Origin of the sequence: Streptomyces sp. NPDC059861, assembly GCF_042731435.1 — a bacterium.
Taxonomy (GTDB): Bacteria; Actinomycetota; Actinomycetes; order Streptomycetales; family Streptomycetaceae; genus Streptomyces.
In genome coordinates this window covers 188,261-207,181 of sequence record NZ_JBHWJQ010000008.1, presented here as the reverse complement: position 1 = coordinate 207,181, position 18,921 = coordinate 188,261, and the positions used below count along the sequence as shown (strand labels likewise).

15 protein-coding genes and 1 pseudogene are annotated in these 18,921 nt (G+C 72.5%); 9 read left to right on the top strand and 7 right to left on the bottom strand.

Translation table 11 applies throughout. The annotated features are described in order from the left end of the window. The first annotated feature begins 22 nt into the window (after window positions 1-22). The 5 genes from pdhA to ACFV6X_RS10225 are packed head-to-tail and all read left to right on the top strand — an operon-like array spanning window position 23 to window position 6,334. On the top strand, window positions 23-1,159 hold the full coding sequence (gene pdhA, locus ACFV6X_RS10245) for a pyruvate dehydrogenase (acetyl-transferring) E1 component subunit alpha (protein ID WP_385380403.1): 1,137 nt from the start codon (window positions 23-25) through the stop codon (window positions 1,157-1,159). Further along, window positions 1,156-2,160 carry an alpha-ketoacid dehydrogenase subunit beta gene (locus tag ACFV6X_RS10240; RefSeq protein WP_385380400.1) on the top strand — a complete coding sequence of 335 codons (1,005 nt, stop codon included), beginning with the start codon at window positions 1,156-1,158 and terminating at the stop codon, window positions 2,158-2,160. Before pdhA ends, ACFV6X_RS10240 begins: the two co-directional genes overlap by 4 nt. After that, window positions 2,160-3,791 (top strand): dihydrolipoamide acetyltransferase family protein, encoded by a 1,632-nt coding sequence (locus tag ACFV6X_RS10235; RefSeq protein ID WP_385380397.1) that lies wholly within the window; start codon window positions 2,160-2,162, stop codon window positions 3,789-3,791. The genes ACFV6X_RS10240 and ACFV6X_RS10235 overlap by 1 nt, the downstream gene beginning before the upstream one ends. A gap of 54 nt (window positions 3,792-3,845) precedes the next feature. Then, window positions 3,846-4,754, top strand: coding sequence for an NTP transferase domain-containing protein (locus ACFV6X_RS10230; RefSeq protein WP_385380395.1), 909 nt, complete (start codon window positions 3,846-3,848; stop codon window positions 4,752-4,754). Beyond that, window positions 4,751-6,334 (top strand): molybdopterin molybdotransferase MoeA, encoded by a 1,584-nt coding sequence (locus ACFV6X_RS10225; protein ID WP_385380392.1) that lies wholly within the window; start codon window positions 4,751-4,753, stop codon window positions 6,332-6,334. The genes ACFV6X_RS10230 and ACFV6X_RS10225 overlap by 4 nt, the downstream gene beginning before the upstream one ends. Before the next feature lie 63 nt (window positions 6,335-6,397). Here ACFV6X_RS10225 and ACFV6X_RS10220 read toward each other — a convergent pair whose 3' ends face one another. Continuing rightward, a complete protein-coding gene (locus ACFV6X_RS10220; RefSeq protein WP_385380389.1) occupies window positions 6,398-7,507 on the bottom strand; it encodes a potassium channel family protein in 1,110 nt (369 codons plus the stop codon). 175 nt (window positions 7,508-7,682) lie between these two features. On the opposite strand from ACFV6X_RS10220, the pseudogene ACFV6X_RS10215 reads away from it, so the two are divergent. Continuing rightward, window positions 7,683-8,342, top strand: a pseudogene (locus tag ACFV6X_RS10215) (potassium channel family protein); the annotation flags it as partial. 500 nt (window positions 8,343-8,842) lie between these two features. Here ACFV6X_RS10215 and ACFV6X_RS10210 read toward each other — a convergent pair. Together ACFV6X_RS10210 and ACFV6X_RS10205 are read right to left on the bottom strand one after the other, a co-directional pair. Then, the gene (locus tag ACFV6X_RS10210) at window positions 8,843-9,691 is read right to left on the bottom strand and encodes an ABC transporter permease (protein WP_385380386.1); all 849 of its coding nucleotides are present in this window, start codon (window positions 9,689-9,691) and stop codon (window positions 8,843-8,845) included. Then, complete coding sequence (locus tag ACFV6X_RS10205; protein ID WP_385380383.1) at window positions 9,688-10,710, bottom strand: ATP-binding cassette domain-containing protein; 1,023 nt, start codon at window positions 10,708-10,710, stop codon at window positions 9,688-9,690. The genes ACFV6X_RS10210 and ACFV6X_RS10205 overlap by 4 nt, the downstream gene beginning before the upstream one ends. 148 nt (window positions 10,711-10,858) lie before the next feature. On the opposite strand from ACFV6X_RS10205, the gene ACFV6X_RS10200 reads away from it, so the two are divergent. Continuing rightward, window positions 10,859-11,839, top strand: a complete 981-nt coding sequence (locus ACFV6X_RS10200) for an NAD(P)H-quinone oxidoreductase (protein WP_385380380.1) — start codon at window positions 10,859-10,861, stop codon at window positions 11,837-11,839. Between the two features lie 29 nt (window positions 11,840-11,868). Here ACFV6X_RS10200 and ACFV6X_RS10195 read toward each other — a convergent pair whose 3' ends face one another. Further along, window positions 11,869-12,336 carry a hypothetical protein gene (locus ACFV6X_RS10195; RefSeq protein ID WP_385380378.1) on the bottom strand — a complete coding sequence of 156 codons (468 nt, stop codon included), beginning with the start codon at window positions 12,334-12,336 and terminating at the stop codon, window positions 11,869-11,871. Window positions 12,337-12,515: 179 nt separating this feature from the next. Between ACFV6X_RS10195 and ACFV6X_RS10190 the strand changes: the two genes are divergently transcribed. Further along, window positions 12,516-13,055 (top strand): bacterial proteasome activator family protein, encoded by a 540-nt coding sequence (locus ACFV6X_RS10190; RefSeq protein ID WP_365456427.1) that lies wholly within the window; start codon window positions 12,516-12,518, stop codon window positions 13,053-13,055. 117 nt (window positions 13,056-13,172) lie between these two features. Here the strand turns inward: ACFV6X_RS10190 and ACFV6X_RS10185 are convergent, their stop codons facing one another. Next, complete coding sequence (locus tag ACFV6X_RS10185; RefSeq protein ID WP_385380374.1) at window positions 13,173-14,804, bottom strand: protein kinase; 1,632 nt, start codon at window positions 14,802-14,804, stop codon at window positions 13,173-13,175. Between the two features lie 336 nt (window positions 14,805-15,140). On the opposite strand from ACFV6X_RS10185, the gene ACFV6X_RS10180 reads away from it, so the two are divergent. Then, window positions 15,141-16,718 carry a protein kinase gene (locus tag ACFV6X_RS10180; protein ID WP_385380371.1) on the top strand — a complete coding sequence of 526 codons (1,578 nt, stop codon included), beginning with the start codon at window positions 15,141-15,143 and terminating at the stop codon, window positions 16,716-16,718. A gap of 106 nt (window positions 16,719-16,824) precedes the next feature. Here ACFV6X_RS10180 and ACFV6X_RS10175 read toward each other — a convergent pair whose 3' ends face one another. Continuing rightward, entirely contained in the window at window positions 16,825-17,868 is a 1,044-nt protein-coding gene (locus tag ACFV6X_RS10175) for a phosphotransferase (RefSeq protein WP_385380368.1), read from the bottom strand. 99 nt (window positions 17,869-17,967) lie between these two features. Further along, the gene (locus ACFV6X_RS10170) at window positions 17,968-18,630 is read right to left on the bottom strand and encodes a response regulator (RefSeq protein ID WP_385380365.1); all 663 of its coding nucleotides are present in this window, start codon (window positions 18,628-18,630) and stop codon (window positions 17,968-17,970) included. Window positions 18,631-18,921 lie beyond the last annotated feature (291 nt).

The following is an 18,921-nucleotide window of genomic DNA, read 5'->3' as shown; positions in this document are numbered from 1 at the left end:
GCTCCCACGAGGAGGTGCCGTCATGACGGTCATGGAGCAGCGTGGCGCGTATCGGCCGTCGCCACCGCCCGCCTGGCAGCCCCGCACCGACCCCACGCCGCTGCTGCCCGACGCGGCTCCGTACCGCGTGCTCGGCACCGAGGCCGCCGCCAAAACCGACCCCGAACTGCTGCGCCGGCTGTACGCACAGCTCGTGCGCGGCCGCCGGTACAACGCGCAGGCGACCGCCCTCACCAAGCAGGGCCGCCTCGCCGTCTACCCGTCCAGCACCGGCCAGGAGGCCTGCGAGGTCGCCGCCGCGCTGGTCCTAGAAGACCGTGACTGGCTCTTCCCCAGCTACCGCGACACCCTCGCCGCCGTCGTCCGCGGCGTGGACCCCGTCGACGCGCTCACCCTGCTGCGTGGCGACTGGCACACCGGCTACGACCCGCGCGTCCACCGAGTGGCCCCCCTGTGCACCCCGCTCGCCACCCAGCTGCCGCACGCCGTCGGCCTCGCGCACGCCGCCCGCCTCAAGGGCGACGACGTGGTCGCGCTGGCGATCGTCGGCGACGGCGGCACCAGCGAGGGCGACTTCCACGAGGCGCTGAACTTCGCCGCCGTGTGGCAGGCACCGGTCGTCTTCCTGGTCCAGAACAACGGCTTCGCGATCTCCGTCCCGCTCGCCAAGCAGACCGCCGCGCCCTCCCTGGCCCACAAGGCCGTCGGGTACGGGATGCCGGGCCGCCTGGTCGACGGCAACGACGCCGCCGCCGTGCACGAGGTGCTCGCCGACGCCGTGCGCCACGCGCGCGCGGGTGGCGGTCCCACGCTCGTCGAGGCCGTGACGTACCGCCTGGAGGCGCACACGAACGCGGACGACGACAAGCGCTACCGCGCGGACTCCGAGCTCGACGCCTGGCGCGACCACGACCCGATCACGCTTCTGGAGCGGGAGCTGACCGGGCGCGGCTGGCTCGACGAGGCCGGTGTACGGGCCGCGCGCCAGGACGCCGAGACGCTCGCCGCCGACCTGCGCGCCCGTCTGAACCAGGACCCGGAGCTCGACCCCATGGACCTGTTCGACCACGTCTACGCCGAGCCGACCCCGCAGCTGCGGGAGCAGCAGGCCCTGCTGCGGGCCGAGCTGGAGGCCGGGCAGGAGGAGGAGCTGTCATGACCACGGTTGCCGTGAAGCCCGCGACCATGGCCCAGGCCCTCACCCGCGCGCTGCGCGATTCCATGGCCGCCGACCCGTCCGTGCACGTCATGGGCGAGGACGTCGGCACCCTCGGGGGCGTCTTCCGCGTCACGGACGGGCTCGCCAAGGAGTTCGGCGAGGACCGGTGCACGGACACCCCGCTCGCCGAGGCGGGCATCCTGGGCACGGCCGTCGGCATGGCCATGTACGGGCTCAGGCCGGTCGTCGAGATGCAGTTCGACGCGTTCGCCTACCCGTCGTTCGAGCAGCTCGTCAGCCATGTGGCGCGCATGCGCAACCGCACGCGCGGGGCGATGCCGCTGCCGATCACCATCCGCGTGCCCTACGGCGGCGGCATCGGCGGCGTCGAGCACCACAGCGACTCCTCCGAGGCCTACTACGTGGCGACTCCGGGGCTCCACGTGGTGACGCCCGCGACCGTCGCCGACGCCTACGGCCTGCTGCGCGCCGCCATCGCCTCCGACGACCCGGTCGTCTTCCTGGAACCCAAGCGTCTGTACTGGTCGAAGGACGCCTGGAACCCGGAGGAGCCGCAGACCGTTGAACCCATCGGCCGCGCGGTGGTGCGGCGTTCCGGCCGGAGCGCCACGCTCATCACGTACGGCCCGTCGGTGCCTGTCTGCCTCGAAGCCGCCGAGGCGGCCCAGGCCGAGGGATGGGATCTCGAAGTGGTCGACCTGCGCTCCCTGGTGCCGTTCGACGACGAGACGGTCTCCGCCTCGGTACGACGGACCGGGCGAGCGGTCGTCGTCCATGAGTCGGGCGGATTCGGCGGGCCGGGCGGCGAGATCGCGGCCCGGGTCACGGAGCGCTGCTTCCACCACCTGGAGGCGCCGGTGCTGCGCGTGGCCGGGTTCGACATCCCCTACCCGCCGCCGATGCTGGAGAGACACCATCTCCCCGGCGTCGACCGCATCCTGGACGCCGTGGCGCGTCTGCAATGGGAGGCCGAGAGCTGATGGCACAGGTGCTGGAGTTCAAGCTCCCCGACCTCGGAGAAGGGCTCACCGAGGCGGAGATCGTGCGCTGGCTGGTGCAGGTCGGCGACGTCGTCGCCGTCGACCAGCCGGTCGTCGAGGTGGAGACGGCCAAGGCGATGGTCGAGGTCCCCTGCCCCTACGGCGGCGTGGTCACGGCCCGCTTCGGCGAGGAGGGCGCGGAGCTCCCGGTGGGGGCGCCGCTGCTGACCGTGGCGGTGGGCGCGGATGCCTCCGGCACGGGGGGCGACGGCGCGGACGCCGGTTCCGGGGCGGCTCAGGGCGTGGGCCCTGGTGCGGGGCCGGTTCCCGGCTCGGCTTCGGGGTCGGGCTCCGCTCCGGGTGCCGGCTCGGGGGCCACGTCGGGGTCCGGCTCGCTCGATGGTTCCAGTACCGCTTCGGCCAACGGCTCGGGTGCGCGGTCCGGTGGTGGGTCCGGAAACGTCCTCGTGGGCTACGGCACGGGTGCGCCTCCGGCGCGGCGCCGGAGGGTGCGGCCGCAGGCCCCCATAGCTCCCCAGCGGGCCGCGGCAGCCAAAGACGCCCAGGCGGGCCTCGCTCCGGGATCCCCGGCAGCCCATGTCGACGACCACGTCAACGGCGACAGCAGCCGTGGCGAAGGGCCCGTGCCGGTGATCTCGCCCCTCGTGCGGCGGCTCGCCCGCGAGAACGGGCTGGATCTGCGGGAGCTGACGGGCTCCGGCCCCGAGGGGCTGATCCTGCGCGCGGACGTGGAGTACGCGCTGCGGGCCGCCGCCGCACAGGGCCGTGCCGCCCAGCCGCAGACCGCGCCGCACGCACGCGTGACTCCCGCACCGACCGCGCCGCACGCACGCGTGACTCCCGCACCGACCGCACCGGACGCCGTCCCCGCTCCGGCGGACACCGTCCCGACGGCCGGCACGATCACCTCGGGGCTCGCCTCCGGCACCCGCGTCCCCCTCAAGGGCGTCCGGGGCGCCGTCGCCGACAAGCTCTCCCGCAGCCGGCGGGAGATCCCGGACGCGACCTGCTGGGTGGACGCCGACGCGACGGAGCTGATGCGGGCGCGCACCGCGATGAACGCGTCCGGCGGTCCCAAGATCTCCCTGATCGCCCTGCTGGCCCGGATCTGCACCGCCGCCCTCGCCCGCTTCCCCGAGCTGAACTCCACCGTGGACATGGCGGCCAGGGAGATCGTCCGGCTGGACCGGGTGCATCTGGGCTTCGCGGCGCAGACCGAGCGGGGACTGGTCGTCCCGGTGGTCCGGGATGCGCACACCCGGGACGCCGAGGGCCTGACCGCGGAGTTCGCCCGGCTGACCGAGGCGGGCCGGGCCGGGAGGCTGACCCCCGCGGACCTGAGCGGCGGCACCTTCACGCTGAACAACTACGGCGTGTTCGGCGTCGACGGCTCCACGCCGATCATCAACCACCCCGAGGCGGCCATGCTCGGCGTCGGCCGGATCATCCCCAAGCCCTGGGTGCACGAGGGCGAGTTGGCGGTGCGGCAGGTCGTCCAGCTCTCGCTCACCTTCGACCACCGGGTGTGCGACGGCGGCACGGCGGGCGGTTTCCTGCGCTATGTCGCCGACTGCGTGGAACAGCCGGCGGTGCTGCTGCGCACGTTGTGATCGGACTGTCCGTCCGCGTTCCCTGAGACGGCGGGCGGACCGCATACTCAGGGGGTGAGCGAGAAGCAGCGCACCGCATCCGGCGACCTCGGTTACGACGCCGTGGTGCTCGCCGGCGGAGCCGCGCGGCGGCTCGGCGGGGCCGACAAGCCCGGCGTGCGCGTGGGCGGCCGCTCGCTGCTCGACCGGGTGCTCGCCGCCTGCGCCGACGCCCGGACCACCGTCGTCGTCGCCGACCCCAGGCCCACGGCACGGCCCGTGGCCTGGGCGCGTGAGGACCCGCCGGGCGGCGGACCGCTCGCCGCCCTGGCGGCCGGCCTGCCACCGGCCGGCACCGGCCGGGTGGTGGTCCTCTCCGCGGACCTGCCCTTCCTCGGCGCGCCCACGGTCAAGGGCCTGCTCGCCGAGCTGGACGCGGGCCCGTCCGACGGCGTGCTGCTCACCGACCCCGGCGGCCGCGACCAGCCACTCGTGGCCGCCTACCGCGCGGAGCGCCTGCGCGGGACACTCGCGGACCTCGGAGCCCGGCACGGCGGCCTCACCGGCCTGCCCCTGCGGCTCCTCACCGCCGAACTCCGCCTCACCCGCGTCCTCGACCCCGTCGCGTCCTTCGACTGCGACACCTGGGACGACATCGCCACTGCCAGGTCACGCATCAGGGAGCATGGGCTCGTGTTGGACGAATGGATCTCCGCAGTCAAGGACGAACTGGGCATCGACATCGACGTCGACACCGGTGTCCTGCTCGACCTCGCCCGGGACGCGGCCCACGGGGTGGCACGCCCCGCGGCACCGCTGACCACCTTCCTCGTCGGTTACGCCGCGGCCCGCGCCGGCGGCGGCCCCGAAGCCGTCGCCGAGGCATCCCGCAAGGCCGCTGCCCTGGCGCTGCGCTGGGCGGAGGAGGACAGCGCCACCGCGGACGGCGCGACCTCCACCGAGCCCCGCCCGGACGCCGGATGACCGCCCCCGGAGTCCATGACGGCGAGGACGTGGAGGGCCGGGGTATCGAGGACCGGGACGTCGAGGAGGCACTGGCACTCGTGAAGGAGGACCGGGACAAGGCTCGTCACCGGGGAAGCGCCCCCGGCCGGACCGACGCCCCTCACCGGGACGGTGCCGACGCCCGGGGCGACGTCCCTGACCGGGGCAGGGCCTCCCACCGTGGCAGCGCCCCCGCGAGGGACGCCGAGGTCCCCACCACCAGCGCCGGTCCGGGCGCCCGCACCCCCCAATCCCCGGACCGCAACCCCGCGCAGGACGCCTCCCAGCAGGACGCCCTCCAGCAGGGCACCTCCCATCAAACGGGCCCCCGGCCCCGCAGCCCTCAGGACCGTCACCACAAGGCCACCCCCTGGCCCGAGGCTCGCGAGATCGCTGCCCGGGCCGCCAGAAGCTGCGTCCGGGGTGCCCCCGTCGCGCTTTCCCTCGACGCCGCCCTCGGCCTCAGCCTGGCCGCTCCCCTCACCGCCCTCACCGACCTCCCCTCCTTCGACACCTCGGCGATGGACGGCTGGGCGGTCGCCGGGCCTGGCCCCTGGATGGTTCGGGAAGAGGGCGTCCTCGCGGGCCATGCGGCCCCCGCGCGCCTCGGCGACGGCGAGGCCGTCCGGATCGCCACCGGCGCCCGGGTCCCGCCGGACACCACAGCGGTGCTGCGCAGCGAGCACGGGCGTACGGACGACCGGGGGAGGCTGCACGCCACCCGCGACCCGGGCCACGGTCAGGACATCCGCCCACGTGCTCAGGAGTGCCGCAGCGGCGACCGGTTGCTGCCGCCCGGCACGCTCGTGACCCCCGCCGTGCTGGGCCTCGCCGCGGCGGCCGGGTACGACATGCTCAGCGCCGTCCCCCGCCCGCGCGCCGACGTCTTTGTCCTCGGCGACGAGCTGCTCACCGAGGGCCTCCCGCACGACGGCCTGATCCGCGACGCCCTCGGCCCCATGCTGCCGCCCTGGCTGAAGGCGATCGGCGCCGACGTCACGTCCGTGCGGAGGATCGGAGACGACGCCGACGCCCTGTACGAGGCGATCCGGGGCAGCGACGCCGACCTCGTCGTCACCACCGGCGGCACCGCCGCCGGCCCTGTCGACCACGTCCAGCCCACCCTGCGCCGTATCGGCGCGGAACTCCTGGTCAACGGCGTCAAGGTGCGCCCGGGCCACCCCATGCTGCTGGCCCGCACCAACGAGAACCAGCACCTCGTCGGCCTGCCCGGCAACCCGCTGGCAGCCGTCTCCGGCCTGCTCACCCTCGCCGAACCCCTGCTGCGCACGCTCGCGGCCCGCCCGGCGCGGGAGCCGTACGCGCTGCCGCTGCGGGACGCTGTGCAGGGGCACCCGTACGACACGCGGCTGGTCCCCGTCGTCCTGCGCACCGACAGCGCGGTGCCGCTGCACTACAACGGCCCCGCCATGCTGCGTGGTGTCGCCGCCGCCGACGCCCTCGCGGTCGTACCGCCGGGCGGGGCACGGCCCGGTCAGGCGGCGGAAATCCTCGACCTGCCGTGGGCCACAGCGGGTGTCGGGGTGTGTTTCACGTGAAACATCGACGACGCACCGTGAGCGTCGTCCTCAGCGCCCTTCGCCACCCCAACGGTCCATCCGTCAGGCAACGGCCACCGGTCGGCTGACCGTGATGACCCGGTCCCCCGCCCGCAGCTCCGTACGCCACCCGTCGGTGTAGCCCAGCATCTTCCTGTCCCGTACGACCGCCACCACCAGATCGGCGCACTCGCGAGGGGTCCGGCCCACCTCGGCCGGCGTCACCGGCCGTTCGATGAGGTCCATGCCGCTGCCCAGCGTCATGAGGTCCTCCAGCGTCCGGGCCACTGCGGGGCTCGCGGTGAACGTGCCGAGCAGCCGGCCGGCCGAGCTGGAGCTGGTCACGACGGTGTCGGCGCCGCTCTGCTTGAGCAGGGGGACGTTCTCGTCCTCGCGGACCGCCGCGACGATCGTGGCGTGCCGGTTCAGCTGGCGGGCGGTGAGGGTGATCAGGGTGGCCGTCTCGTCGCGCTGCGGGGCGATGATCACGCGGGTGGCGCGGTGGATCTCCGCCTTGAGCAGGGTCTCCGAGCGGGTGGCGTCACCGGTCACCGCGACCAGCCCGTCGTCTCCGGCGGCGTCGGCCGTCTTGCGCTGGGCGTCCACGACGACGATCCGCTCCTTGCCGATGCCCTGCCCGACCAGGGTCTCCACGGCGTGCCTGCCCTTGGTGCCGTACCCGATGACCACGACGTGGTCCCGGGTGCGGGCGCGCCAGCGGTGAATGCGGACCTGCTGGCGGGTGCGCTCGGTGAGCACCTCCAGGGTCGTGCCGACCAGGATGATCAGGAACAGCACGCGCAGCGGTGTGATGACGAAGATGTTGGTGAGCCGGGCGGTCTCGCTGACCGGGGTGATGTCGCCGTATCCGGTGGTGGAGAGGGTGACGGTGGCGTAGTACGCGGCGTCGAGCAGGTCGACGGGGCCGTCGGAGTTGTCGGTGTACCCCTCGCGGTCGACCCAGACGATCAGGACCGTGAGGGCCAGCACCAGTATGGCCACGAACAGGCGCTTGAGTACCTGCTGGAGCGGGGGCACGACGTTCTGCACCGGCATGGTGATGGAGCGGCCCGCCTCGGCGTCGGCGCGGGCCTCCTTGCGCGAGCGGCTCCAGAGGGACCGCAGCAGCGCGGACCTCACCCCCTGCGCGGTCGGCTGCTCGTCGTCCTTCATCGCTGGCCCCCTGCGGCGTCGTCTGACAGTCGGGTCCATCGTTCCGCACCCCACCTGGTGCGGACGCCGTGCCCCCCGTCCCGACACGCCGACCGGGGTGGGCGTGAGTCCGGCCGCTCGGTAGCGTCGGATCCGACGTCCGGGAGCCGTACCCGCTCGGCTGCCCGCATATCCCCGCTGGAGGTCCTCCTTGCGCGACCACACCGTCGTCGTCGGCTTCGGCACGAAGGGGCGGGCGGCGATCCAGGCCGTCTGTGCCACCGGGCTGAAGAAGGACCGGGTCGTGGTGATCGACCCCGGCGCCAAGGCGATCGACGCCGCGACGGCCCAGGGCTACGCCGCCGTGCTCGGGGACGCGACCCGCAGTGACGTGCTGAAGCGGGCCGAGGTGCAGCGGGCGCGGCAGATCATCATCGCGACCCAGCGCGACGACACGGCCGTGCTGGTGGCGCTGACGGCCCGGCAGCTCAACCAGGACGCGACGATCGTGGTCGCGGTGCGCGAGGAGGAGAACGCGCCGCTGCTGCGGCAGTCCGGCGCCGACGAGGTCATCACCAGCGCCGGCGCGGCGGGCCGGCTGCTCGGCCTGTCCGTGCTCAGCCCCACCGCCGGGATGGTCATGGAGGACCTGATCCGCCAGGGCAGCGGGCTGGACGTCGTCGACCGGCCGGTGACCCGGGCGGAGGTGGGCCGGAGCCCGCGCGAGACCGAGGACCTGGTGATCAGCGTCGTACGTGGCCACCGGGTGCTGCACTACGACGATCCAGCCGTACGGACGCTGGAACTGACCGACCGGGTGATCACCATCGCGCCCCGGGCCGCATCCGAAACGCCGCCCGGCGCCACCCCGGGGGCGGCACTGCGCAGCGCCGCCCCCGAGATGCCCCGCACCGCCGCGTCCGACAGTCCCCGGCCCTCCTCCACATCCGACAGGCCCCGGCCCTCCTCCACGTCTGACAGGCCGCGCGCCACCGCACCGGAGAGGCCCCGGACCACCGGACCGCACACACCGCGTGCCGCCGCACCGGAAAAGCCCCGGCCGGCCGGACCGGAGAAGCCGGGGGCAGCCGCACGGGAGAAGCCGGAGGCCGCCGACCCTGACAAGCCGCGGGGTGCCGATTCGGAGCATCCGTAGCCGGCCGTCCGCGAACGCCGGGAACCGCCGCACCCGAGGAAGCCGCAGACCGCCGACCCGGAGAAGTCACGGACGCCGGGCCAGAGAAGGCGGGGACCGCCGACCCGGAGGAGCCGCAGACCGCCGGCGTGGAAACGCTGCGGGCCGCGCCGGAAGGTCGGCGCGGCCCGCACGGGGAGTCCGTCTGCTCGTTGGGGGATCTACTTGCGGTTGTACAGCCGCATCGTGATCGACCCGAAGACCAGGATGAACAAGCCCGCCCAGCCCAGCGACCAGGCGACCTCGTCGGCGGGCCAGTCGCCGCCCATCAGCCCCCGCACCGCGGACGCCAGGTGGGTGACCGGGCTGTTGTTGACGAAGGCCTGGAGCCAGCCCGGCATGGTCCGCGGGTCGACGAAGACGTTGGACAGGAAGGTCAGCGGGAAGATCACCATCATGCTGACGCCCATCACCGACTTCTCGGTGCGCAGCATCAGCCCGAACATCGTCCAGATCCACGAGAACGCGAACGAGAAGACCACGAGCAGCGCGATCCCGGCGAGCACGCCGCCCACCCCGCCGTCCGGCCGGTAGCCGAGGATCATGCCGACGGTCAGCATCACCACGGAGGCGATCGAGTAGCGCAGCGCGTCGCCGAGCAGATAGCCGACCATCGTCGCCGGCCGCCAGATCGGCAGGCTGCGGAACCGGTCGAAGACGCCCTTCTCGATGTCCGTGTTGACCGAGACGCCCGTGTACATCGTGATCATCACGACCGACATCACCAGGATGCCCGGCAGCAGGAACTGGATGTACTCCTTCGGCGAACCGGCCAGCGCCCCGCCGAACAGGTACGTGTACATCAGCACCATCATGATCGGGAAGGCGGTGACGTCGAAGAGCTGCTCCGGTACGTGCTTGATCTTCAGGATCGACCGCCAGCCGAAGGTCAGTGACGCCGACAGGGCGCTCGGCCGGGGTGGCCGCTCCTTGGCCACGAGCAGTGCGGCCAGCGACTCGGTGCTGACGGGGGCGAGTTCCTTGGCCTCGGTGCTGGTCGCGGTGCTCATGCGGCTGCCCCGTCCTTCGCGTCGTGAGCCTGCGGCTCGTCGTGCGCCTTGGTGTCGTGTCCGGTCAGGGCGAGGAAGACCTCGTCCAGGCTGGGCTGGCCCAGTGAGAAGTTGTCGACGACGACGCCGGCGCGGGCCAGTTCGGCGAGCGCCGCCGCGGCCTGCTCGGCGGCGCCCCGGCCGCCGGCAGCAGCACCGACGCGCGCGGTCAGCGCCACCGGGTCCGGCTCCAGCTGCACATCCGCCTGGAGCACCTGCCGCAGCACCCGCGAGGCTTCCGGCCGCTGCTCCGCCTCGCGCAGCCGCAGATGTACGGAGCCGGCGCCGACGGATGCCTTCAGCTCGCCCTTGGTGCCCTCGGCGATCACCTTGCCGCGGTCGATGACGGCGATCCGGGAGGCCAGCTGGTCGGCCTCGTCCAGATACTGCGTGGTCAGCAGCACGGTCGTGCCCTGGGCGACGACCGCGCGGACGATGTCCCACACCTGGTTGCGGCTGCGCGGGTCGAGGCCGGTGGTCGGCTCGTCCAGGAACAGCAGGTCGGGCGTGTTCAGGATGGACGCGGCGATGTCGATGCGGCGCCGCATGCCACCGGAGTAGTTCTTGACCTGCTTCGCGGCCGCGTCGGAGAGCCCGAAGGCCTCCAGCAGCCGGGCGGCCCGCTCCCGCGCGGCCTTCTTGTGGTGGCCCAGGAGGCGACCGAGGAGCACGAGGTTCTCGGTGCCGGTCAGGTCCTCGTCCACCGACGCGTACTGCCCGGTCAGGCTGACCCGGCCGCGTACCTCGTCCGCCTCCCGGACGACGTCGTGGCCGAAGACATGGGCCTCGCCGCCGTCCGGCCGGAGCAGGGTGGCAAGCATCTTCACGGTGGTGGTCTTCCCGGCGCCGTTCGGACCGAGGACGCCGTACACCGTGCCGGTGGGCACGGCCAGGTCGACGCCGTCCACGGCCCTCGTCTCGCCGAACGTCTTCACCAGGCCCGCGGTCTCGATGGCCAGACCGGGCGTCTGCTGGCTCATGGTGTGTTGTCCTTCCGCGTACTTGGGTAACGCATGAGAAGACCTTTACCGTCGCGCAAACTCATCGGTCGCGCACAGGGATTTCGCAGCGGACCGGCCCAACGACGGAGCGGCCTCGGCCCGAAGACGGAGGAGTAGCGTCGCTCTCATGCATGCGATCACGATTCCCGAACCTGGTGGGCCCGAGGCGCTGGTGTGGGACGAGGTCCCGGATCCGGTCGCCCAGGAGGGCGAGGTGCTGGTCGAGGTGGTGGCCAGTGCCGTCAACCGGGCCGACGTCCTGCAACGTCAGGGCCACTACAACCCGCCCGCCGGCGCGTCCCCCTATCCCGGCCTGGAATGCTCGGGCCGGATCTCCGCGCTCGGTGCCGGTGTATCCGGCTGGGCCGTCGGTGACGAGGTGTGCGCGCTGCTGTCCGGCGGCGGTTACGCCGAGAAGGTCGCCGTTCCGGCCGGTCAGCTGCTGCCCGTGCCCGGCGGCCTCGACGTCCGGCAGGCGGCGGCGCTGCCCGAGGTGACCTGCACGGTCTGGTCGAACGTCTTCATGGTGTCCCACCTGCGGCCCGGTGAGACCCTCCTCGTGCACGGCGGTTCCAGCGGCATCGGAACCATGGCGATCCAGCTCGCCAAGGCCGCCGGCGTCAAGGTCGCCGTCACGGCGGGCATCAAGGAGAAGCTGGAGCGCTGCGCCGAGCTGGGCGCGGACATCCTGATCAACTACCGCGAGCAGGACTTCGTCGAGGAGATCCGGCAGGCCACGGCAGGCGAGGGCGCGGACGTCATCCTCGACAACATGGGCGCCAAGTACCTCGAGCGCAACGTCCAGGCCCTCGCCGTCAACGGCCGGCTGGCGATCATCGGTATGCAGGGCGGCGTCAAGGCCGAGCTGAACATCGGTGCCCTGCTCGCCAAGCGCGCCGCGATCAGCGCGACCTCGCTGCGCGCGCGCCCGCTGGGCGAGAAGGCGGCCATCGTCGCGGCCGTGCGCGAGCACGTCTGGCCGCTGATCGAGTCCGGTCAGGTCCGCCCGGTCGTCGACCGCGAGCTGCCGATGCGGGACGCCCCCGCCGCCCACCGCCTGCTGGAGGAGAGCGGCCACGTCGGCAAGGTCCTGCTGGTCACGGCGTAACAAAGGGCCTCGCTCCTCGCCCCCGCGTCTCACCCCTGCACCCGGCGCACCCGCAGGGCCAGGAAGGCGAGGCCCAGGCCGAGGCCGATGAGTACCAGGCCGCTGCCGAGCGGAAGGATCCGCAGTACCGGTCCGGACGGGTCGGCGCCCGGCACGGCCTGCACGTCCTCGTCCTCGTCCGCCGCTCCGGGATCGGACGCCGACGGCGGCGCGGACCCGTCGTCGGCGGCGCCGGTCCCGCTCGGGCGGGCCGTCGCCGTCCCGGGCTCGTCCGGCCGGCCGGGGCGCAGCCGCCCCTCCCCGGCCCTGCTCCCGGCCCAGCTCGGCTCCACGGAGCCGGGAGGGGGGCCGGAAGGGGAGGTGGACGGTTCCTCCCTGTCGTACGACGGTCCCGCCGTCCCGTACGACGCCACAGGTCCGCACGCGAGCAGCACCGTGCTCAGCGCCACCCCCAGCACCAGCGCCGTCGCCCGCCTCGCGCGCCGCCTTGGAGTCACGTCGGTGACCCCCTCCCGGAAACAGGTCGCCACAATCGACGGGACAAGCCTCACATCAGGCAACGATCACGGCATTCCGGGCGCGGCCATGTGGTCGTAACGAACAGGTCTCATCCGTGGATCACCCTGCTCGGGGGGTGCCTCGGTGGTGGGGTGGACGTGTGCGAGAGAATGACGGCATGGAGATGCCGAGGAACGAACGGTCGTCGGAGAACGCCCAGAAGATCCTGGTCGTGGGCCAGGACGGCATGGCACTCGGCGGGGGCGGGGACGACGACTCCCATGAGACTCCGTTGACCGAGCAGGTCGAGCAGCCGGCCAAGGTGATGCGGATCGGCAGCATGATCAAGCAGCTCCTGGAGGAGGTACGCGCGGCTCCTCTCGACGAGGCCAGCCGGGTCCGGCTCAAGGAGATCCACGCGAGCTCGGTCAAGGAGCTGGAGGACGGACTGGCGCCGGAGCTGGTGGAGGAGCTGGAGCGGCTCTCCCTGCCGTTCACCGACGAGGGAGTGCCCAGCGACGCCGAACTGCGGATCGCGCAGGCCCAGTTGGTCGGCTGGCTGGAGGGTCTCTTCCACGGGATCCAGACCACGCTGTTCGCCCAGCAGATGGCGGCGCGGGCCCAGTTGGAGCAGATGCGCCGCGCCCTGCCGCCCGGCATCGGACAGGAAGGCGACGACCCCCGTACGGTCGGCCGGTCGGGCGGCCCGTACCTGTAGGCCGTCGCGCCCCCAGGCCGCCGTACCTCCAAGACCGTCGGCCCTGTAAGGACACCGCACAAGGGCCCGGCATCCGCCGGGCCCTCTCTCTTTCCGCTCTCTTGCCCCGCCGTCGGCTCAGGAGGGCGGATACCCCGTCGACACCTCGAGCAGGATCTCCGGCATGTCCTCCGGGTCCACGTCCGTTCCCGCGGACGGGAACTGGTTCATGACCGCGTCCTTGCCGTAGGTGTTCTCGTCGACCTCTTTGGTCTTCAGCTGCCAGCCCGCGGCCTGGAGGCACTCCCTGACCGAGGTGAGGTTCTTGAACTGGAAGTTCGGAATGCGGATCTTCTCGGGGTCGTTGTACGCCTCCTCCGGTTCCGAGCACTCCTCCTTCTCGATCGTCTTCGCCGGGTCCGGCCCCCGGTAGCCCGGGACTTCGGTCGACGAGGCGGAGGTGCTGGTCTCGCTGCCCCCACCCTTGTCGTTGCTGTCACCGCCGTTCAGCGCGAGGGCCGTGACCAGGCCGCCGACCGCGAGCACGGCGACGACGATCGAGCCGATGACCACCGGCTTGTTGCTCTTGCCGCCGCTCGCGGGCGTCTGCGACTGCGGCGAGATGTTGTACGGCGGTGGCGTGCTCGACGTCGGCTGCGGCCCGTACGCGGCGTGCGGCGTCGCGTAGCCGCCCTGCTGCGGGTAGCCGTACGCCGGGGAGGGTGTCGGGGTGCCGTACGGGTTCGGCGTCGGGTGCGGCTGGTACGGCGTCTGCACGCTGCCGTGCGGCGGCGCCCCGGTCCCCTGGTCGACCGGCGGGAACACCGCGGAGCCGACGCCCGAGCCGCTCTGCGCCGGTGCGCCCGGCACGATGCTCGGCGGGGCCGCCTGGAAGGACGCCGCCACCCGCAGGCACTCGTCGCGCATGGCCTCGGCCGTCGGGAAGCGCTCGTTCGGGTTCTTCTTCAGCGCGCGCGTGATCAGCGCGTCCACGGCCGGCGGCAGCGCCCGGTTGATCGAGGACGCGGCCGGCGGTTCCTCCTGGACATGCGCGTAGGCGATGGCGAGCGGCGAGTCCGCGTCGAACGGGAGCCGTCCGGTGACCAGTTGGAAGAGCATGATGCCGACCGAGTACAGATCGGAGCGGGCGTCGACGCCACGGCCGAGCGCCTGCTCCGGCGAGAGGTACTGCGGGGTGCCGACGACCATGCCGGTCTGCGTCATCGACGTGACGCCGGACTGCATGGCGCGGGCGATGCCGAAGTCCATGACCTTGACCACACCACGCTTGGTCACCATCACGTTGCCCGGCTTGATGTCCCGGTGGACCAGGCCCATCTCATGGCTGATCTCCAGCGCCGCGAGCACGTCCGCGGTGACCTTCAGCGCCTTGTCGGCGGGCATCGCCCCGGCCCGCCGTACGTCCTCGTCGAGCACGGAGCCGAGCGGGCGGCCCTCGACGTACTCCATGACGATGTAGGGCGTCGTCAGTCCGTCGAGGTCGTCCTCGCCGGTGTCGAAGACCGAGACGATGTTGGTGTGCGTGAGCTTCGCCACGGCCTGGGCCTCGCGGCGGAAGCGCTCGCGGAACGCCTGCTCGCGGCCCAGCTCCGTGTGCAGGGTCTTGATCGCGACCTGGCGGTCGAGCACGGCGTCGTACGCGAGATGCACCGAGGCCATGCCGCCCTGGCCGAGCAAGTCACGCAGCTGATACCGGCCACCGGCGAGTGCCCGCCCCGTGTACCGGCCCTGTGCGCCGTCCTGGCTCATGTTCCGTATCCCCCGTGGGCCTTCAGGCGCCGTTGATCGAAAGTGCTATTCCCGGCCAAGTCTGCCCGAGGGCACCGACACGTCAAGCTCGGTGCCCGTTCCGTGACCGTACGCGAAAGAAGCGTCGCGGAAGCGTTACAGCGGCCGTACGGCCGGTACACAGGATTTGCACGACGCGACGGCACGAGGGTTTCATGACCGGTTCGACGGCCCGTCCGTCCAGGACCGGTCCCTGTATCCATCTCGGACCGGCGGCTTGCGCGAAGGCTGTAGCGTGGCCGACGGAGACCGTAACAACACCGCGCGCACCGCGGGCAGAAACGACGGCGAGGACTGATGGCACAGCAGCAGCGCGCTCAGGGCCCGTCCGACCCCGAGGCGACTGGCGGCGGAATGTCAGATGCGCCGGAGATGTGGGGTAACGGCGGACTTGTCGGGGACGGCCGGTACCGGCTGACCGGCAGACTCGGCCGGGGCGGCATGGCCGAGGTGTTCGCGGCCGAGGACGTGCGCCTGGGGCGCACCGTGGCGGTCAAGCTGCTGCGCGCGGACCTCGCCGAGGACCCGGTGTCCAAGGCCCGCTTCACGCGCGAGGCACAGTCGGTGGCCGGTCTCAACCACCATGCCATCGTCGCCGTGTACGACTCCGGCGAGGACTTCGTGGGCGGCCAGTCGGTGCCGTACATCGTGATGGAGCTGGTCGAGGGCCGCACCATCCGCGATCTGCTGCACAACGCCGAGGCGCCCGGCCCGGAGCAGGCACTGATCATCGTCTCCGGCGTCCTGGAGGCGCTCGCCTACTCGCACCAGCACGGCATCGTGCACCGCGACATCAAGCCGGCGAACGTGATCATCACCCACAACGGCGCCGTGAAGGTCATGGACTTCGGCATCGCCCGCGCCCTGCACGGCGCGTCCACGACGATGACGCAGACCGGCATGGTCATGGGCACCCCGCAGTACCTCTCCCCGGAGCAGGCGCTCGGCAAGGCCGTCGACCACCGCTCCGACCTGTACGCGACGGGCTGTCTGCTGTACGAACTCCTCGCGCTGCGCCCGCCGTTCGTCGGTGAGACCCCGCTGTCGGTGGTCTACCAGCACGTCCAGGACATCCCCACCCCGCCGTCCGAGATCCACGAGGGCTCCCCGGCGGAGCTGGACGGGCTCGTCATGCGCTCGCTCGCCAAGGAGCCGGACGACCGTTTCCAGACCGCCGAGGAGATGCGCGGGCTGGTCCAGTACGGCCTGCAGATGCTGTACGACCAGGGCCCCCACACCGGCACCTGGAACACCGGCCCGGTCACGGCACACGACTCCGGGAAGACCCCGGCGATGGGCATGGCGGGCACGGCCGTGCTGCCGCACTCGGCCGAGGGCACCACGCAGATCCCGCAGCCCATGATCCCGGGCCACGGCGGCCGCGACGACGGCGGTTTCGAGGGCGACGGCAACCGGGGCAGCGGGCGCGGCAAGCTGTGGATCCTCGCCGTGCTCGCCGTGATCGCGATCTCGGCGGGTGTGGCGCTGGCGCTGAACGACGGCGGCGGTGGCGGTGGCGGTACGGGCACGAAGCCGACGCCGACCAGCTCGCAGAGCGCCGACAAGGAGACGTCGAGCGAGACGCCGAGCGATCAGGCGAGCGACGAGTCCACGGACACGTCCACCGAGAACGAGGGCGACAACTCGGGCTCCGGATGGGGCGACTACTCGCCGTCGTACACCCCGTCGTACACCCCTTCCGACACGCCGAGCGACGAGCCGACGGACACGCAGCCGACGGACCCCGAGCCGACGGACCCGGAGCCCACGGCCTCGGAGCCTTCGAACCCGGAGCCCTCGGACCCCGAGCCGACGGACCCGGAGCCGACGGGCGGCACGATCGAGGGCCTCACCGAGGGCACCACGGGCGGCTGATCCGCGGATCCGGCTTCGCCGAGAAGCACCCCACGCGCGCGTGCGGGCCCGACCGGGCTCCACGCGCGCCTGCCGTGTTGCGGCCACCGACCGGCTCGGTCCACGCTCAGTCCACGAACGCCCCGCACACCGCGTCGTACTCCCGCGTCCACCACACGGCCAACGCCGAGGCCGCCGGGAACTGGGGGTCGGCGCGGGTGTCGCCGCGCTCGTAGTGCCAGCGCAGCATCCAGAAGTCGTTCAGCCGCTCCCACCACACCCGGTGCACCGCCGCGGCGAGCTCCGAGGGCGTGGCCCCGGCCGCCCGCAGGTACGCGCGCGCGTACGCCCGTACCTTCGGCAGGTCCAGGGTGCCGACGGGCCGTACGAAGAAGATCGCGGCGGCGCGTACGGCCTCCTCGGCGCGGGGCTGGACCCCGAGCCGGTCCCAGTCGACGATCGCGGCCGGCGCGTCTCCCCGGTAGAGCAGGTTGAACGGGTGGAAGTCGCCATGCACCCAGCCCACCGAGTCGCCGCGCGGGGGACGCCGGTCGGCGTGCCGCTCCAGCAGCGCGCGCCGCTCCAGGAGGCGGTGGCGGGCCAGCTCGTCGAAGGAGTCGGCGGGGCGGTGCCGGCGTACGCGCGCGAGGAGGTCGTCGATGAGGTCGAACGTCTTGGCGGGGTCGGCGCTCTCCATGGGATGCGGGCTGGTGGCCGGGGCCGTGCGCCCCTTCGGCGGCATCACGCGCTCCAGGGTCGCGTGGACGGCGCCCAGCAGGGCTCCGAGGCGGGCGCACTGACCGGTGCTGAGCTGTCCGCCGTGCCGGTGCCGGCCGTCGATCCACGGGTGCAGGGCGTACGCGTGGCCGCCCACGACCGCGACCGTGCGCCCGTCGCGCCCGGCCAGCGGCGGGGCCACCGGTACGCCCAGGTCGGCCAGCCGCTGGGTGGCCCGGTGCCGGCGTTCGATGGCGGCCGGGTCGGCGGTGTCGGGGTCGAAATGGTGCTTGAGGAAGTAGCGGCCGCGGGTCGTGCAGAGCCGGTAGCCCCGGTTGAGCAGGCCCTGGTCGACCGGGTCGCAGGCGAGGGCGGAACCGGCGGCGTACTGGCGCAGGAGGGCGCTCAGCGGGGGCGCATGGGGTACGGGGGGTGGTACACAAGGGCGCGGCACGCGCCAGATGCTAGGGCACCAGCCGGGCGCGTGAGCTGGACGTTGTCACAGGAAGTCGTCGGCGGTCGCTTTCGGTCACGACAGGCGTGACAAACGCGGTCACTGTTTCCCGGCCTGCATTCGCGCGACGTAAGCCGCGGCCTGTGAACGCCTCTGCATTCCGAGTTTGGCGAGCAGACCCGACACGTAATTCTTGATCGTTTTTTCGGCGAGGTGCAGTTGTGCGCCGATCTGCCGGTTGGTGAGTCCCTCGCCGATCAGTTCGAGAATCCGGCGCTCCTGGCGGGTGAGGCGCGCGAGCCGCTCGTCGTCCTCGGACCCGCTCCCGCCGTCGCGCAGCCGCTCCCGCACCCGGGCCGTCGCCGCCGGGTCCAGCAGGGACTTCCCGGCCGCGACGTCCCGCACCGCCGACAGCAGCTCGTCGCCCCTGACGGCCTTCAGGAGATACCCGGAGGCGCCCGCCACGACCGCGGCGAAGAGGGCCTCGTCGTCGGCGAACGAGGTCAGCATCAGACACCCGACGGTGTCGTCCCGGGAGCGGATCTCGCGGCAGACCTCGACGCCGCTGCCGTCCGGCAGACGCACGTCGAGCACCGCGACATCCGGCCGGGTGGCCGGGATCCGCACCAGCGCGTCGGCCGCCGTGCCGGCCTCGCCGACCACCTCGATGTCGCCCTCGACCGACAGGAGCTCATGCACGCCACGCCGGACGACCTCGTGGTCGTCGAGCAGAAATACCCGTATTTTTCGGTTTTCGTGCACGAGGTCAGTCTCACATACAGCTCTTCCCGTGAGCTGGGTGTGCGGGATAACGTGCCGGTGTTCCGGCCCCCTGCAAGGCTGTGACCAGGGCCCCCTCCCAGGCTTTTCGATTTACTTGGATCTCCAAGCAAAAACGCAGGTCAAGAGGGGTTTCACAGAAATGTGGAGCACTGGGTAACGTGACTGTTGCAGGGCGCTCGCCGGGGCACCTGTCACGCCTGTTCCGGCCGAGCGGCACCCACCCCGTGCACGGGAACGGAACAGGTGAGCCGCACTGGCTTTCCCGGCAAT

Coding starts and splice junctions, on each gene's coding strand:
- ACFV6X_RS10210 (WP_385380386.1), bottom strand. CDS start 9,691: ATGAGCACCGCGACCAGCACCGAGGCCAAGGAACTCGCCCCCGTCAGC.
- ACFV6X_RS10205 (WP_385380383.1), bottom strand. CDS start 10,710: ATGAGCCAGCAGACGCCCGGTCTGGCCATCGAGACCGCGGGCCTGGTG.
- ACFV6X_RS10190 (WP_365456427.1), top strand. CDS start 12,516: ATGGAGATGCCGAGGAACGAACGGTCGTCGGAGAACGCCCAGAAGATC.
- ACFV6X_RS10240 (WP_385380400.1), top strand. CDS start 1,156: ATGACCACGGTTGCCGTGAAGCCCGCGACCATGGCCCAGGCCCTCACC.
- ACFV6X_RS10200 (WP_385380380.1), top strand. CDS start 10,859: ATGCATGCGATCACGATTCCCGAACCTGGTGGGCCCGAGGCGCTGGTG.
- ACFV6X_RS10235 (WP_385380397.1), top strand. CDS start 2,160: ATGGCACAGGTGCTGGAGTTCAAGCTCCCCGACCTCGGAGAAGGGCTC.
- ACFV6X_RS10220 (WP_385380389.1), bottom strand. CDS start 7,507: ATGAAGGACGACGAGCAGCCGACCGCGCAGGGGGTGAGGTCCGCGCTG.
- pdhA (WP_385380403.1), top strand. CDS start 23: ATGACGGTCATGGAGCAGCGTGGCGCGTATCGGCCGTCGCCACCGCCC.
- ACFV6X_RS10180 (WP_385380371.1), top strand. CDS start 15,141: ATGGCACAGCAGCAGCGCGCTCAGGGCCCGTCCGACCCCGAGGCGACT.
- ACFV6X_RS10185 (WP_385380374.1), bottom strand. CDS start 14,804: ATGAGCCAGGACGGCGCACAGGGCCGGTACACGGGGCGGGCACTCGCC.
- ACFV6X_RS10225 (WP_385380392.1), top strand. CDS start 4,751: ATGACCGCCCCCGGAGTCCATGACGGCGAGGACGTGGAGGGCCGGGGT.